The organism is Thioalkalivibrio sp. AKL19, assembly GCF_000420165.1.
Taxonomy (GTDB): domain Bacteria; phylum Pseudomonadota; class Gammaproteobacteria; order Ectothiorhodospirales; family Ectothiorhodospiraceae; genus Thioalkalivibrio.
In genome coordinates, this window is sequence record NZ_ATUK01000012.1 from 66,406 (window position 1) to 82,298 (window position 15,893).

At 66.0% G+C, this 15,893-nt stretch carries 13 protein-coding genes; 6 read left to right on the plus strand and 7 right to left on the minus strand.

The window, feature by feature from the left end; all coding sequences use genetic code 11:
- Nucleotides 1-10: 10 nt before the first annotated feature.
- Together F817_RS0106950 and F817_RS0106955 are read right to left on the minus strand one after the other, a co-directional pair.
- On the minus strand, nt 11-661 hold the full coding sequence (locus tag F817_RS0106950; protein WP_024326967.1) for a DUF502 domain-containing protein: 651 nt from the start codon (nt 659-661) through the stop codon (nt 11-13).
- A gap of 3 nt (nt 662-664) precedes the next feature.
- Nucleotides 665-952: an FmdB family zinc ribbon protein gene (locus tag F817_RS0106955; protein WP_024326968.1), complete on the minus strand. Its 288-nt coding sequence runs from the start codon at nt 950-952 to the stop codon at nt 665-667.
- A 173-nt stretch (nt 953-1,125) separates the two neighbouring features.
- On the opposite strand from F817_RS0106955, the gene F817_RS0106960 reads away from it, so the two are divergent.
- From F817_RS0106960 to F817_RS0106970, 3 genes are read left to right on the plus strand one after another with little or no spacing between them, the layout of a single operon-like run.
- Nucleotides 1,126-1,503 (plus strand): DsrE family protein, encoded by a 378-nt coding sequence (locus tag F817_RS0106960; protein WP_024326969.1) that lies wholly within the window; start codon nt 1,126-1,128, stop codon nt 1,501-1,503.
- A 10-nt stretch (nt 1,504-1,513) separates the two neighbouring features.
- Nucleotides 1,514-2,368 carry an SDR family NAD(P)-dependent oxidoreductase gene (locus F817_RS0106965; protein WP_024326970.1) on the plus strand — a complete coding sequence of 285 codons (855 nt, stop codon included), beginning with the start codon at nt 1,514-1,516 and terminating at the stop codon, nt 2,366-2,368.
- Between the two features lie 19 nt (nt 2,369-2,387).
- On the plus strand, nt 2,388-3,764 hold the full coding sequence (locus F817_RS0106970) for a nucleoside recognition domain-containing protein (protein ID WP_024326971.1): 1,377 nt from the start codon (nt 2,388-2,390) through the stop codon (nt 3,762-3,764).
- 50 nt (nt 3,765-3,814) lie between these two features.
- On the opposite strand, the gene F817_RS0106975 is transcribed toward F817_RS0106970, so the two are convergent.
- From F817_RS0106975 to F817_RS0106995, 5 genes are all read right to left on the minus strand, one after another.
- Nucleotides 3,815-7,606: a PAS domain-containing protein gene (locus F817_RS0106975; protein WP_024326972.1), complete on the minus strand. Its 3,792-nt coding sequence runs from the start codon at nt 7,604-7,606 to the stop codon at nt 3,815-3,817.
- 28 nt (nt 7,607-7,634) lie between these two features.
- Nucleotides 7,635-7,841, minus strand: a complete 207-nt coding sequence (locus F817_RS0106980; RefSeq protein WP_018143899.1) for a hypothetical protein — start codon at nt 7,839-7,841, stop codon at nt 7,635-7,637.
- Between the two features lie 42 nt (nt 7,842-7,883).
- Entirely contained in the window at nt 7,884-8,102 is a 219-nt protein-coding gene (locus tag F817_RS0106985; protein WP_024326973.1) for a hypothetical protein, read from the minus strand.
- 142 nt (nt 8,103-8,244) lie between these two features.
- Entirely contained in the window at nt 8,245-11,550 is a 3,306-nt protein-coding gene (locus tag F817_RS0106990; RefSeq protein WP_024326974.1) for an efflux RND transporter permease subunit, read from the minus strand.
- Nucleotides 11,547-12,572, minus strand: coding sequence for an efflux RND transporter periplasmic adaptor subunit (locus tag F817_RS0106995; RefSeq protein WP_024326975.1), 1,026 nt, complete (start codon nt 12,570-12,572; stop codon nt 11,547-11,549). The genes F817_RS0106990 and F817_RS0106995 overlap by 4 nt, the downstream gene beginning before the upstream one ends.
- 266 nt (nt 12,573-12,838) lie before the next feature.
- Here F817_RS0106995 and F817_RS0107000 point away from each other — a divergent pair, with 266 nt between their 5' ends.
- The 3 genes from F817_RS0107000 (at nt 12,839) to F817_RS0107010 (ending at nt 15,822) form a co-directional block, all read left to right on the plus strand.
- Nucleotides 12,839-13,180 (plus strand): phenylpyruvate tautomerase MIF-related protein, encoded by a 342-nt coding sequence (locus F817_RS0107000; RefSeq protein ID WP_024326976.1) that lies wholly within the window; start codon nt 12,839-12,841, stop codon nt 13,178-13,180.
- A 33-nt stretch (nt 13,181-13,213) separates the two neighbouring features.
- A complete protein-coding gene (locus F817_RS0107005) occupies nt 13,214-14,926 on the plus strand; it encodes a proline--tRNA ligase (protein ID WP_024326977.1) in 1,713 nt (570 codons plus the stop codon).
- A gap of 197 nt (nt 14,927-15,123) precedes the next feature.
- Nucleotides 15,124-15,822 (plus strand): DUF3800 domain-containing protein, encoded by a 699-nt coding sequence (locus F817_RS0107010; RefSeq protein WP_024326978.1) that lies wholly within the window; start codon nt 15,124-15,126, stop codon nt 15,820-15,822.
- Nucleotides 15,823-15,893 lie beyond the last annotated feature (71 nt).

Sequence of the window (15,893 nt, forward strand, 5' to 3'; positions counted from 1 at the left end):
GCCGGAAATCTTACGATTTGCCCTGCTCCCGCGCAACCGGAGCCGGGGCATCCTCGGGGCTTTTCAGGGGGGTGACGACCCCCATGGACATCACGAACTTGAGGCCGTCCTCCACCGTCATGTCCAGCTCGATGGCCTCCTCGCGCGGGACCATCAGCACGAAGCCGGAGGTCGGATTGGGGGTGGTCGGGACAAACACGGTCACCACGTCGTGCTCGGTACGGTCCTGCACCTCGCCGACCGCGACCCCGGTCATGAAGCCGACCGACCACAGGCCGCGCCGTGGATACTCGATCAGCATCACCTTGCGAAACGCCTGTCCACCGTCCGACAGCACGGTCTCGGTGACCTGCTTGACCGCCCCGTAGATCGAACTGACCAGCGGGATGCGGCGGACGATCGATTCGCCCACCGACACCAGCTTGCGCCCGACGATATTGGCCACCACCACGCCTGTCACAAACACGACCACGACCGCCAGCACGATGCCGGCACCCGGGATGGAGAAACCAAGAATGGCCTCCGGCCGCCAGGCCGGCGGCAGGAGGAGGATGGTGAAATCCAGCAGGTCGACCAGCAGCTTGATAATGAAGCCGGTGACGATCAGCGGCAGCCAGACCAGCAGCCCTGCAATCAGGTAGCGGCGCAGGGAGACCAGCATTGATCAGGTGCCGGTCGCGGCGGTACCGGTCTTGGCGCTACCGGACGACTCGGACTTCGGCGCGCTGCTGGCGCTCGAACCGCTACCCTCCTTAAGGTTGCGCTTGCCGTCCTTCTTGAAATCGGTCTCGTACCAACCACCACCGGCCAGGCGAAATCCGGCCGCGGAGACCTGCTTGGTCAGGGCCTCGGCCCCACACTCGGGGCAGATGGTGGCCGGCGGATCGGAGATCTTCTGCAGGATCTCGGAGATCTCGCCGCAGTCCTTGCACTGATATTCGTAAATGGGCATGGCAGGAATCCTCGGAATGTATCCGCGAAAACACGGGTTGAGGCGTATTATGCGGCCGTTTCCCGGGAATAAAAGGCCTTCCCTGCCGACAATCCGTGTTTGCGCCCGGAAGCCGCAGCGCGGATCATTCCCCCGAGTAAAGAAACGACGAGACGACCGCACAAGGACCCGTCATGGCCGAAAAGATCGTGATCATGCTACTGAACCTGGACCTGGACCGCCCCGGCACCCTGGGGGCCCCGTTCTTCCAGGCCACTGTCGCCGCCGCGATGGACCTGGAAGTGGAGATCTACTTTGCAGCCGGCACCACGCGCCTGCTGCGCCAGGGCGTGGCGGACAATATTTACCCCGGCGAGGCGAAGGAAAAATCCGTCTACAGCTTCATGCAGGATGCTCACGCGGCGGGCTGTCGTTTCTACGCCTGCGCGGGGGCCATGGACGAAAACGGACTGACCCTGGACAACGCCGTGCCCGAGCTGGACGGGATGCGGGGCGGCGGGGCCTTCATCGGCGAGGTCGTCGAGGACGATGTCGCCACTCTCACCTACTAATCCCGCCGCCATGAGCGAATCTCCCGCGCGCGCGGTCCTGATTACCGGCTGCTCCAGCGGCATCGGGGCCTGTACCGCGCGCGTGCTGCGGGATCGCGGCTACCGCGTGTTCGCCACCGCCCGGCGCGGCGAGGATGTCGCCCGATTGAAGAAGGACGGCTTCGAGGCGCTGCAACTGGATCTCGACGACTCCGCCAGCATCCATAGCGCGGTCACCGAGATCCTGCACCGGACCGACGGCCACCTGTATGCCCTGTTCAACAACGGTGCCTACGGCCAGCCGGGCGCCGTGGAGGATCTGAACCGCGCCACCCTGCGTGCGCAGCTGGAGACCAACGTCCTCGGCTGGCTGGAACTGACCAACGCCGTCCTGCCCGCCATGCGCCGCGCCGGCGAGGGCCGCATCATCCAGAACAGCTCGGTCCTGGGCCTGGTCGCCCTGCGCCTGCGTGGCGCCTACGTGACCTCCAAGTTCGCGATCGAGGGCATGAGCGACACCCTGCGGCAGGAACTGCACGGGACCGGCATCCATGTCGCCCTGATCGAGCCGGGACCGATCCGCAGCGCGTTCCGTGCCAACGCGCTGAAGGCCTTTCGCTACCACGTCCAGCGCGAACACGGCCCCTGGCAGGAGACCTACCGAGCGGCCGAGGCCCGCATGGCGAACGCCGAGGCCGATGCACCGTTCACGCTGGGGCCCGAGGCCGTCGCGCGCTGTGTCGTGCACGCCCTGGAGGCCCGCCGCCCGCGGGTGCGCTATCACGTGACCTTCCCCACGCGGCTGTTCGCCTTCCTCAAGTGGCTGCTGCCGGCCCGCGCGATGGATGCCGTGCTGCGCGGTGTATCACGCGGGGAGAACCGCTGACCGTGGCACACGGTACCGCATGAACCTGATCTTTCTCGCGCTGATCGTGATCGCCGTGGCGACCGCCGCGATCCGCGAGATCCGCTCCACCGATCCCGACGAACAACCGATGCAGGCCCTGTCCGAGGGCGCGATCGACGCCGCCGGCTCCGCGGTGGAACTGGCGCTGGGGCTGGTCGGGGTGATGGCCCTGTTCCTGGGCCTGATGAAGATCGCCGAGGCCGGCGGCCTGCTGACCGTGCTGGCGCGGCTGCTGCGTCCACTGATGGTGCGCCTGTTCCCGTCGGTGCCGCCCGAACACCCGGCGATGGGCGCGATGATCCTGAACTTCTCCGCAAACATCCTGGGCCTGGGCAACGCCGCCACGCCGTTCGGCATCCGCGCGATGCAGGAGCTGGAGAAGCTCAACCCGCACCCGGGCACCGCGACCAACGCGATGGCGCTGTTCCTGGCGATCAACACCTCCAGCATCACGCTGCTGCCCACCGGTGTGATCGCCCTGCGTGCATCGCTGGGTTCCGAGGCCCCGGCCGCGATCCTGCCGACCACCTTGTTCGCGACCCTGTTCGCCACCATCGCCGGGATCGCCAGCGCGCTGATCCTGCAGCGCTACTTTCTGGCACCACCGGCGACCCGCAGCATTGATCCGGACCAGACGTCCGCGGATGCCGCGAGCGAGCTGGACGACACCATGCGCGAGGCCGGCCGGGACGCGACCGCCGAGTCCACCCAGGACGCCGACCCGACAGCGGACACGACCAACCAGCAACCGATGAACATCGAGGTCCCCACCGAGGGCTATCCCGCGTGGGTCTCGCTGACCGTGCTGGCCGGAGTGCTCGCAATCATCCCGCTGACCATCCTCTACGGTCAGGCCATCGCCCCGTGGATCATCCCCGGGCTGGTGGTCGGCTTCCTGTCCTACGGCGTCATTCGCGGCGTACCGGTCTACGAGGTGTTCGTGGAGGGGGCGAAGGAGGGCTTCAATGTCGCGCTGCGCATCATCCCCTACCTGGTCGCGATCCTGGTCGCGGTGGGCATGCTGCGCGAGAGTGGGGCACTGGGGATGTTTGTCGGGCTGGTCGGGCCATTGACCACGCCGTTCGGCCTGCCGGCCGAGGCGCTGCCGATGGCGCTGCTGCGCCCGCTGTCCGGCTCCGGCGCCTACGGCATCATGGCCGGCATCATGCAGGATCCGGCCACCGGGCCGGACACGCATGTCGGCATCCTGGTCTCGACCCTGCAGGGCTCGACCGAGACCACCTTCTACGTGCTCGCCGTGTACTTTGGCGCCATCGGCATCAAGCGCGTGCGCCACACCCTGGCCGCCGCGCTGACGGCGGATGCCGTCGCGGTGATCGCGGCGGTCGCGATCGTCGGCTTTCTCTTTCTTTAGGCCAACGCTGACCCAGAAGGGAGGCGGCACCGCGCATCCCCTTTGGCGGTTCAGTCCGTCGGGCGGCTGGTACGGCAGCCTTCCAGCGCCCGCAGGAGCGAACTCGCTCCGATCGGCTTGGTGAGCAAATCGTTGAACCCGGCCTGTTCGACCCGCTGGCGCGTGGCATCCGTGGCATCGGCGGTCACCGCAATCACCGGAATCGCGGCCAGCTCCGGCTCGGCCCGCAACGCACGCAGCACCTGAAAGCCGTCCATTACCGGCAGGTTCAGATCCAGCAGGATCAGATCGGGTGGATCCCGCAGGGCCATGTCGAGGCCCTCGGCGGCGGATTCCGCCATTCGGCAATCGGCCGCGCCCTGCTGTTTCAGCATCTCGCGCATCAGACGCTGGTTGGCATCGTGGTCCTCGATACAGAGCACGCGGCACTCGCCCTTCGCATGGGCGCCGTCAGGCATCGCCGCATCATCCCCCGCGCCCGGCAGCAACCGGCCTCGAGCCCGGGGCAGACGGAACCAGAAGGTACTGCCCTCCCCCGGCACACTGTCGACCCCGATCTCGCCTCCCATCAGGTCGACCAGATTGCGGGTAATCGCAAGCCCGACACCGCTGCCCTCGATCCCTTGCTCCTCCGCCGCCAGCCGCTCGAACGGCTGGAACAGCCGCCGGCACTGTGCCTCGGTCAGGCCCGGCCCGCTGTCACGTACAGCGATCCGCACATCGGCCTCCCTGACCTCGCCATTCACACGCACGCGACCGCCGGGCCGGTTGTACTTGATCGCATTGGAGAGCAGGTTCAGGAGCACCTGCTTCAGCCGCCGCGGATCGGCCTGCAGCATCACGGCCGGCAGATGGTCCGGCTCGAGATCCACGCGATACTCGCGTGCCATGGGCTCCAGCAGGGACAGACACTCCTCCAGCACGGGCCCCGGCGCCACCGGTTCCGGCTCGACCTGCATGCGACCGGCCTCGATTCGGGCAAGATCCAGGATCTCGTTGATCAGGTCCAGCAGGTGCCGGCCCGCGCGCGTGATCTCCTCCAGGTGGCCACGCTGGTGTTCATCCAGCGCCGAATCACTCTCCAGCAACTGGGCAAACCCGAGAACGGCATTCATCGGCGTGCGCAGTTCGTGGCTCATGTTGGAAAGGAAGTCGGATTTGGCGCGGTTGGCCGCCTCGGCCGTCTCGCGTGCCCGATGCAGCTCCGAGCGACGGCGCAATTCATCGGTAAAATCACTGAAGATATTGAAGCCGTATTGCGGCTCGCCACGGGCATCGCGCAACACGCCGATAGTGCTGGCCGTAATAAACACGGCCCCGTTGGCACAGCGCTGGGGCAGCTTGCCCGTCCAGGCCCCGCCCTCGGCCAGCACCTGGTCGATCTCCTGCTCCTCCTTCTTGTTCTCCGCCGGGATGATCCCCAGCTCGTGGAAATCCCGGCCCAGCAACTCCTCCGAACGGTAGCCCAGCATCTCCAGAGCAGCCAGATTGACGTAGACGAAGCGGCCCTCGCGATCCACCACCTCGATCCCCTGTTCCGAGGCTTCGAAGATGCGCTGGAACAACGCCAAGTGCTCCTGCGCCTGGTGCAGCTCGGTGATGTCCTGCAAGCTTCCGCCGACGTGCGTCAATCGGCCGTCGCTATCGAAGCGCCCACTCGCGATCATGTGGACAAAGCGGATGCGTCCGCCGGGCAGCTCCACCCGGTGGTTGATCTCGTGGTGCCGACTCTCGCCAACGCCAGACAGGAAGCTCGCGACCTGATGGCGGTCCTCCGGGTGCACCAGGTTCAGGTAATCATCGCGTTCGAGCGGCGCGTCTTCGGCATCCAGCTCGAAGATCTCGCGGAGCACCCGAGACCAGGTGATCCGTCCATCAAGCGCATCCATCTCCCAGTTGCCGATACGCGCGAGCCGTTGCGACTCCAGCAGGCGGGTGGACAGGTCGGACAGCGCCAGCTCGGAATTCTTGCGCTTGGTGATGTCCTGCATCACGCCCAGCATGTACAGGATCTCGCCGTCCTGACCACGCACCACGTCGCCGCGTTCCAGCAGCCAGTGTTCCGACCCGTCCGGCCAGATCACCCGGTGTTCCAGCTCGAGGTAGGAACCGCGGCGCAGACTGCTGGCGATGGCGGCGCGTACCCGGGCGCGATCATCGGGATGCACGGCGTCCAGGAAATTGGAGACCGTCGGCTCCAGGCCGCCCTCGGGGTAGCCCAGAAGCGGCGGGATGCGCTCCGACCAGCCCAGCGCCTCGCGGGCCGGCGCCCACTCCCAGGTCCCCATGTTGGCGAATATCTGGCTCGAGCGCAGGCGATGCTCCTGACGCTTCACATGGGTGATCTCGGTACGGATGGACACGTACTGATAGGGACGACCGTTGCTTCCGAGATACGGGACGATGGTGGTCTCCACCCAGTACAGCGATCCACTGCGCGCCCGGTTGCACACCTCGCCCCGCCAGATCTGGCCGGCGGCAATGGTCTCCCACAAGTCAGCGTAGAACTCCGGCGGATGTTGCCCGGACTTCAGGATCCGGTGGTTGCGCCCCATAAGCTCGGACACGGCGTAGCCGCTCACCCGCGCGAACCGCTCGTTGGCGTAGATGATATTGCCGGCGATATCGGCGATGCTGACCAGGGAGTGTTCGTTGACCGCCACGTGCTCGCGCTCGCGCTCGTACAGCGCATCCCGATAGGCCTGGCTGACCCCGTCAATCTGGCGCATCTGGCGCGCCCGCGCGGTGATGGTTGCCGCGACTCGCGCCGGCTCCACCGGCTTCAGGAACACCCCGGAAACCCCTGGATGCAACGTCATCAGGTGATTGATCCGACTGGGATCCTCGGTCAACAGAAGCAGCGGGATCGCGCCACCATTGTCCCGGGTGCGCAGCAACGCGACAAACGACTCCACCGGTTCGGCCAGCCCCTGCAAATCCAGGACGACCACATCCGCGCCGGCCTCGCGCAGGTGACGTCGGACGACCTCCGGATCGGAGGCGCTGGCGACACCCAGACCGGCGCCAGTCAGGTACGACTCGAGGCCGCCGTCGGCCGCATCATTCTTGACCAGCAGCACGCGGTAGTCCGAATCGACGATCAGGCCGCCGATCTGCATCAACTGCTCGATCAGGGTGTCCGTGGCCAGCGGATGATCGAGACAACGCGCCACGCCTTGGCGAACGCATTCCAGACGCGCCCCGGACCTCCAGCTGCGCGCAACAGCCAGCACCGGCAGGCCGCTACCCAACGCGGCCCCCAAACCGGGCAACCCGCCACCGTCGGTGGCCACGGTATCGGCGCACAGCACTACGGCGGATAAAGGGGCGTCGTCAGGGGCACTATCGGTCCCAGAGCCACCCATTTCACCCCGCGTCACGCGAAAGCCCTGCTCGTCGAGCATGCGAGCGATCTCGTCACCGGCCTCGCCACCGTCGTCGATCAGGCACACCCGCGTTTCGGCCGGGCGCCCGCCCAAGGGCTGCATGCGGGCCTGCGCGACCGGACGCGCACGCTGTCGGTAGGCCTCAACACTCATCGCGAGGCGCCGAACCCCGGCATGGATCAGGTCGCGATCCGGCCCGATCGGGGCACGACGAACGCCGGCCAGGGCGGCGCACAGCGATTCAGCCACCCCGCGAATCAACCCGATATCGAAAATCTGGGCGGCCTGCGCCAAGGTCTGTGCCTCGCGGTACAGGGTGGCTAGCCGGTCGCTATCCGCCCCGGTGCCGTCAAGGGCCTGAGCAAGCATTTCCAGCTCCGCGACGCGCTCCGCGAGGGACTCGAGAAACTCGCTGCGCAAGCGAGCCAGCCCCGGCGATGCCGGGGCTGGCTTCACGGCCGTCGGATGTGCCGAATGCACCGGTTCAGTTCGGGGGACCGCCCGGATTGATATCCTTGTCCTTGACGATGAAGTAGACCCCGATGGCGGCCAGCCCCATCCACATGAGCAGCGCGAACACCCCGAGGACCTCCCAGAGCGTCACGAAAAAGAACAGCATGATGGCGGCGGCGCCAAGAAAGATATTGCCGATCACGAAATTGGACGGTCGGCGGGAATCATTATCGGGCATGAAAGACTCCGGTGCGGGCGCCAGGGAAGGCGCCGGATGGGCCTATTGCTTCTTGTAGGGGGCGAAGTCGAACTGCCCGGCGGTCATGTCATCCCAGAGGTCGCTCTGCAGCACGGCCAGCAGCTTGAACAGCTTGCGCAGTTCGGGGTCCTCCATGAAGCGCTGGTCCTCGCTGGCCTTCAGGACCTCCACCAGGGTGGCACACTGTTCGCGGCTGATCCCGAGGACATTCAGGCCCTCTTCTCCCATCTCGACATCCATCGAGCGTCTCCGGTTCGGTTCGATGGCGTCGATTGTAGCCGGTCGCGCACCGATGGCGAAAACGCCGGACTCCGGCCACGTCATTCGGGGCCGCCCATGGAGATCGCCACGTCGCTGCGCTCCTCGCGATGGCCGGTATGGCTTACGCCGCCTGGGCGCGGATCAGGTCGACCCGGGTGCGCACGTACAGGTAGTACAGCACCGGGATGATCACCAGCGTCAGCAGCGTGGAGACGAACACCCCGAAGATCAGCGAGATCGCCAGGCCGGAGAAGATCGGGTCGTCCAGGATGAACCCGGCCCCGACCATCGCCGCCAGGCCGGTCAGCACGATCGGCTTGGCGCGCACCGCGCCGGCGTGCACCACCGCGTCGATCACGTCGACACCGCGGCGGATCTCCTCGTTGATGAAGTCCACCAGCAGGATGGAGTTGCGCACGATGATCCCGGCGAGCGCGATCATCCCGATCATCGAGGTCGCGGTGAACTTGGCGTCCATGAAGAAGGCATCCATGAAGGCATGCCCCGGCATCACCCCGATCACGGTCAGCGGGATCGGCGCCATGATGATCAACGGCACCATGTACGAGCGGAACTGCGCCACCACCAGCAGGTAGATCAGGAGCAGCCCCACCGAGTAGGCGATACCCATGTCGCGGAAGGTCTCGTAGGTCACCTGCCACTCGCCGTCCCACTTGAGCGAGAAGTTATAGGGGTTGTCCGGCTGACTGATAAACAGCTGCTCCAGCGGCTCGTCGTAGGCCATCGGCTGGTCGCGCAGGCCGAAGAACATGTCGAACATGCCGTACAGCGGGCTGTCGAGCCCGCCGGCCAGGTCGCCCATCACGTAGACCACCGGCAACAGGTTCTTGTGGTGGATCGAGTGCTCGAGACTCGAGTCGACGACATTGACGACCTCGGACAGCGGCACCAGCGTGCCGTCGCGCGCGCGCACCTTGAGCCCCAGGACCGGGTCCAGGCTGCCCTTCTCGGCCTGCTCGAATTCCAGGCGCACGGGCACCGCGTACTTCACGTTGGTGCCGTACAGGTAGGTCACGTCCTCACCCGACAGGGCGGTCTCGATCGCCTGCACCACCGCCTGTTGCGACACACCCAGGCGTGCGGCGCGTTCGCGGTCGACCTGCAGGATCTTCTTCTGCCCCGGATATTCGACCGAGTCATCGATATCGGTAAGGCCATCGGTGTTTTCGAAACGCTCGCGCACCTGCCGGGCGATCTCGATCTGACCGTCGTAGTCCGGCCCGTAGATCTCGGCGACGATCGGCGACATCACCGGCGGCCCCGGCGGGACCTCGACCACCTTGACCGCCGCGTCGTGGCGATCGGCGATCGCGTTGATTGCCTCGCGCACGCCAAGGGCCACCGCGTGGCTCTTGCGATCGCGCTCGGAGGCATCGACCAGGTTCACCTGAATGTCGCCAACATGTGACCCCTCGCGCAGGTAGTACTGGCGCACCAGGCCGTTGAAGTTGATCGGCGCCGCGGTGCCCGCGTAGGTCTGCACGTTGTGCACCTCGGGGACCGTCTTCAGGTAGTCCCCCATCTCCGCCAGCACGCGGGAGGTCCGCTCCAGGCTGGTCCCTTCCGGCATGTCCAGCACCACCTGGAACTCCGACTTGTCGTCGAACGGCAGCATCTTCATGACCACCAGCTGGAAGTACGCCAGCGATACCGAGGCCAGAATCAGCACCAGAGTGCCCACCCACAGCGCCAGGCGGTTGACCTTCTTGCGCCCGCCGCTGCCAAGGAAAGGCAGCAGCAGCGTGTTGAAGATCTTCATTAGCCCGGCCGAGGCGCTCTCGTTCTCCGCGCTGTGGCCGCCGCCGGCGGGCGCCGCATGCTCGTGCTTCTCGGCCTGGCGCCGCAGGACCTTGTAGGTCAGCCACGGCGTGACCACGTAGGCCACCGCCAGCGAGATGATCATCCCCATCGAGGCGTTGATCGGGATCGGACTCATGTACGGGCCCATCAGGCCGGTCACGAAGGCCATCGGCAGCAGCGCCGCGATCACGGCAAAGGTCGCGAGGATCGTCGGCCCGCCGACCTCGTCCACCGCCAGCGGGATGGCCTCGAGGAATTTCTTGCCACCCTTGGCCATGTGCCGGTGGATGTTCTCCACCACCACGATGGCATCGTCCACCAGGATCCCGATGGAGAAGATCAGCGCGAACAGCGACACGCGATTGAGCGTGAACCCGTAGGCCCAGGAGGCGAACAGCGTGATCGCCAGGGTGATCACCACCGCCACGCCGACGATAAACGCCTCGCGCCAGCCAAGCGCGATCCAGACCAGAATCACCACCGAGGCGGTCGCCAGGATCAGCTTCTGGATCAGGGTGTTGGCCTTGTCGTCCGCGGTCTGCCCGTAATTGCGGGTAATGGTCGTCTCGATCCCGTCCGGGATGTAGGTCCCGCGCAGCTGCTCCAGGCGCTCGACCAGGGCATCGGCGATATCCGGGGCATTGGTCCCCGGCTGCTTGGCGATCGCCACCGTGACCGCGGGATGGCTGTCGCCCAGGCGCGCGCGGTCACCGGCCGCGGCCCCATGGGCAAAACGGACGTGCTCGGTGGCATAGGCCGGGCCCTGCACGACCTCGGCCACATCCTCTAGATAGACCGGACGCCCGTCATGCATCCCCACGACCAGGCTGGCGAAGGCCTCGGGCTCGGTGATGAAGTCGCCCGCCTGGACCAGGATCTCCTCGTCGTCGTGGTACAGCCGCCCGGCGTCGCGCGAGAAATTGGAGGCCTGCAGGCTGGTGCGGAGATCTTCCACCGACAGGTTGTAGGCCGCCAGTGTCTCCGGCTTGAAACGCACATGGACCACGTGATCCGGCCCGCCGACGGTGTAGATGTCGCGGGTACCGGGCACGCGCTTGAGTTCGGCCTCGATCCCGTGCGCCACGCGCAGCAGGTCGTGCCCGCCGCGCTCGGGGTCCTCGGTCCACAGGGTCACGTTGACGATGGGCACGTCATCGATACCCATCGGCTTGATGATCGGCTCGCCGACCCCCAGCCCCGCCGGCAGCCAGTCCTGGTTGGAGAACACCTGGTTATACAGACGCACCAGGGCCTCGGTGCGATCCTCGCCGACCTTGAACTGGATGGTGATCTGCGCCATGTTCGGGCGCGAGACGGAATAGATATCGTCGATGCCCTCGATCTCCGAGAGCACCTGTTCGGCCGGGGTGGCCACCAGCTGGGCCACCTCCTGCGCACCCGCCCCGGGGAACGGGATGAAAACGTCGGCCATGGTCACGTTGATCTGCGGCTCTTCCTCGCGCGGCGTGACCAGGATCGCGAACAACCCCAGCAGCAGACCGATCAGGGCCAGCAGCGGGGTGATCTGGGTGGTCAGGAAGGCCTTGGCAATGCGCCCGGAGATGCCCATGCGGGCGGACGCCCCGTCCGTGGTGGCATCGCTCATCGGTTCACCTGCTGATGTTCCTTCAGATAGATCTGCGCGTGCACCGGATCCAGCGCCACGCGTTCGCCGTCGTCCAGGCCACCGTGGATCTCGATCATGCCGTCATGCTGACGCCCGACCCGCACCTGGCGAAACGCCACCCGGTTGTCCTCGTCAACCACATAGACCGCGATCACCTCGCTGCGATACACCACGGCTTCCACCGGCACCAGCAGGCGTTCGACGTCCTCCACCACGAACGCGGTCTTCACGAACATGCCCGGGAACAGGCCCAGGTCCTGTTGCTCCGGCAGATTCACACGGATGCGGAAGGTGGAACTGGCCGGATCGGCATAGGGGAAGATGGTCAGACTGTCGGCCGTCACCCGGTCACCGTTCAGCAGGACCTCGGCGCTGCGTCGCTCGCGCACGTTGTGGATCAGGCGCTGCGGGACGTCCACCGCAACCCGCAGCTGATTCAGGCTGATCCCGGACAGCAGCGGTGAACCCGGGCTGACCGACTCGCCCACCTCAACATGCCGCTCCGTGACAATACCGGAATACGGGGCATACACCTCGGTGTAGCCAAGCTGCTCACGGGCCTCCTCGACCCGGCCTTCGGCCGAGCGAAGGCGGGCGCGCGCCGATTCCAGCGCGGCCTCGGCTCGATCGAACTCCGAACGCGACACCACGCCGCGATCGAACACGTCGCGGATGCGCTCGAACTCCGACCGCGCCTCGTTGAACCGGGCACGGGCCTCGGCCAGATCGCCTTCGGCCTGGCTCACGCGGGCCTGCTGCTCGGTGTCGCTGACCCGGACCAGAAGTTCATCGGTCTCGACAAAGTCGTCGACGTCCACGTAGATCTCGCGGATGCGCCCGGAGGTCTGGGCCGAGATCGTGGAGCGCTGCACCGCCTCCACCCGGCCGTCCAGGATCCGTTCCTGGGCAATGGTCTGGCGTTCCGCGGTCGCCGTTTCGAACGGCAATTCGGCCTGGGCCGCGAACGGCAACAGCAGCAGGCCCCACAGGGCGTGGCGCATCCGGTTTCGTGTCATGAGGCGTCTGTCCTTGCTTGATGAGGTCACCGGGGCGCGCGGTCTGCTCGCCGGCCGGCTCCATATATTAGCTTTTTCTAATTTATTATTTCCTGATACTGAACGCAATCCGTCCTGGACGGTGCGCCTCCCTCGCAGCGAGTATAGCCACCCTGACAAGGGTTTCACCCCGCCCCGGCCAGTTTGCACGCTGCACCGATGACGCGCTCCCCGTATCATGGCGACCTTTCTGGAACGACCGGGAGGATGCCATGCCACTGCTGCACGTCGAGACCAACACCGCCCTGCCCGACGACACCACCGGCCTGTGCCAGCGCCTGTCCGCGGAGGTCGCCGACTGGCTGGGCAAGCCCGAGGGCTACGTGATGGTCGCCTGCCGGCACAACCCGGCCATGTGCCTTGGCGGCTCGACCCAACCGCTCGCCTACTGCGAGCTGAAAAGCATCGGCCTGCCCGAGGGCCTGACCCGCGATCTGTCGCGCAAGCTGTGCGACGCCCTGCAGGCAGAGCTGGGTATCGAACCCGCCCGCGTGTACATCGAATTCGCCGACGCCCCGCGCCACTTCTGGGGCACCAACGGCACCACGTTCTGAACCCTTTCCAGCCATCAACCACGGATGCCCCCGATGCGCGTCTCGCAATTCCCGCTGAACACCCTGAAGGAAACCCCGGCCGACGCCGAGATCGTCTCCCACCAGCTGATGCTGCGCGCCGGCTACATCCGCCGGCTGGCCTCCGGGCTGTACACCTGGCTGCCGCTGGGGCTGCGCGTGCTGCGCCGGGTCGAGGGCATCGTGCGCGAGGAGATGAACCGCGCCGGCGCACTGGAAGTGCTGATGCCGGCGGTGCAGCCCGCCGAGTTGTGGCAGGAATCCGGCCGCTGGGACTTCTACGGCGCCGAGCTGCTGCGCCTGAAGGACCGTCACGACCGGGACTTCTGCTTCGGCCCGACCCACGAGGAGGTCATCACGGACCTGGTACGCCGCGAAGTCCGCAGCTACCGCCAGCTCCCGATCAACTACTATCAGATCCAGACCAAGTTCCGCGACGAGCGCCGCCCGCGCTTCGGGATCATGCGCGCGCGCGAGTTCCTGATGAAGGACGCCTACTCCTTCCATATCGACGGCGACTCGCTGGCCGAGACCTACCAGCAGATGCACACGGCCTACACCCGCATCTTCGAACGCTGCGGGCTGGACTTCCGCGCGGTGGAGGCCGACACCGGCGCCATCGGCGGCAACGCCTCGCACGAGTTCCACGTGCTCGCCAGTTCAGGCGAAGACGCCATCGCCTTCTCCCCGGCCGGCTTCGCCGCCAACGTCGAGCTGGCCCCCTGCCCGAAGCCGACGCCGGCCCCGGCTCCCGGCGCGGAGATGGAAAAGATCGCCACGCCCGACGTACACACCATCGACGAGCTGGCGGGGTTCCTGAACATCCCGACCGAGCAGACGGTGAAGACCCTGGTGGTCGCCGCCTCCGACGAAATCGACGCCGACCTGGTCGCCATCGTGCTGCGTGGCGACCACGAACTGAACGCGGTCAAGGCCGAGAAGCACCCCTGGATCGCCGAGCCGCTGCGCATGGCCGAGGCGGCGGAGATCCGTACCGCGTTCGGCGCCGACCCCGGCTCGCTGGGCCCGGTGGGCAGCCCGATCCCGGTGCTGGCCGACCAGGCAATGCTGGGCATGGCCGACTTCGTGGTCGGCGCCAACGCGGACGGCCACCACCTGACCGGCGTGAACTGGGGCCGCGACCTGCCGCAGCCGGAGACCGCCGACCTGCGCAACATCACCGAGGGCGAACCGGCCCCCGACGGCTCCGGTCCCATCGAGATCCGTCGCGGCATCGAGGTCGGTCACATCTTCCAGCTGGGCGACAAGTACAGCCAGGCCCTGGGCGCCCGGGTGCTGGACGAGGACGGCCGCGAACAGGTCGTGACCATGGGCTGCTATGGCATCGGCGTCTCGCGCGTCGTGGCGGCGGCCATCGAGCAGAACTCCGACGAGCGCGGCATCTGCTGGCCCACCGCCATCGCGCCCTTCGACATTGCGCTGTGCCCGATCGGTGCGAAGAAATCCCAGCGCGTGCGCGAGGCGGCGGAGAAGCTGCACGATGATCTGCAGGCGGCCGGGTTCGAGGTCCTGCTGGACGACCGCGAACAGCGCCCCGGCGTGATGTTCGCGGACATGGAACTGATCGGCATCCCGCACCGCATCGTCATCGGCGAACGCGGCCTGGACGCCGGCGAGCTCGAATACCAGGCGCGCACCGCCAGCGAGGCCGAACACCTCCCGATGGACGGCCTGCTCGACGCCCTGCGCCAACGCCTCGGAATATGATCCGAGCAATCCGGAAGCCCCTGATGTCAAGAGGAGATTCACACTTGACCCCCAACAACAGCCATGTGCTAATCTCTAGCGAGTGAGTCGGGTACGCTGCCTCTCGCGGTGTGCGAAGTCGTTACTTCCCCGGCTCCCTTCATTTTTCAAAGGCTACCTCCGGGTAGCCTTTTCTGTATCCAGGGAAGGATCAGGTCATGCATCTTCTTTATCTCGATGAATCCGGGAGCGTTACCAACAAGAACGACAAGTACTTTGTTCTTGCAGGCATCAGTGTGTTCGAGCGCCAGGCCCATTACATCGAACAGGATCTCAACTCGATTGCCGCCCGCTTCAATCCCGACTCACCCCACGAGATCGAACTCCACGGTTCCCCGATGCGCAGCGGGAAGAACAGCTGGCGCCGTTTCCCCAAGGAGATGCGTCACGCCGCCCTGATCGACGCCCTTCGGGTCATACCCGGACGGACCTCCCGGGGTGTCCGGCTATTCGGGGGGGTGGTGAAAAAATCCGCCATTCCGGACGAAGACCCGGTAGAACATCTGTTTGAACAGCTTTGCAACCGTTTCGACCTGTTCCTGCGGCGGTTGTACACAAAGCATGACGACGCACAACGCGGACTCATCCTGCTGGACAAGTCATCCACGGAAACCCGAATTCAGACTCTCGCGCGTGATTTCAAGCACACAGGGCATACTTGGGGACGCACTCGGAACTATGCAGAGGTACCTGTATTTCTGGACTCTCAGGCCTCGCGCCTGATTCAGCTTGCCGATCTGGTCGCCCATGCCATTTACCGCCACCATGAACACCAGGACAGCGAGTTATTCCGAGAAATCGCGGGGTGCTTCGACCAGGAAGGGCCCACGGAACATGGCTACTATTTGCGCTGCTGAGCCTCGGGTTACCAGCACAACAACACTCACATGGCAGCACTCCACCCATCATCCTACCTAGGTTCTAAGTC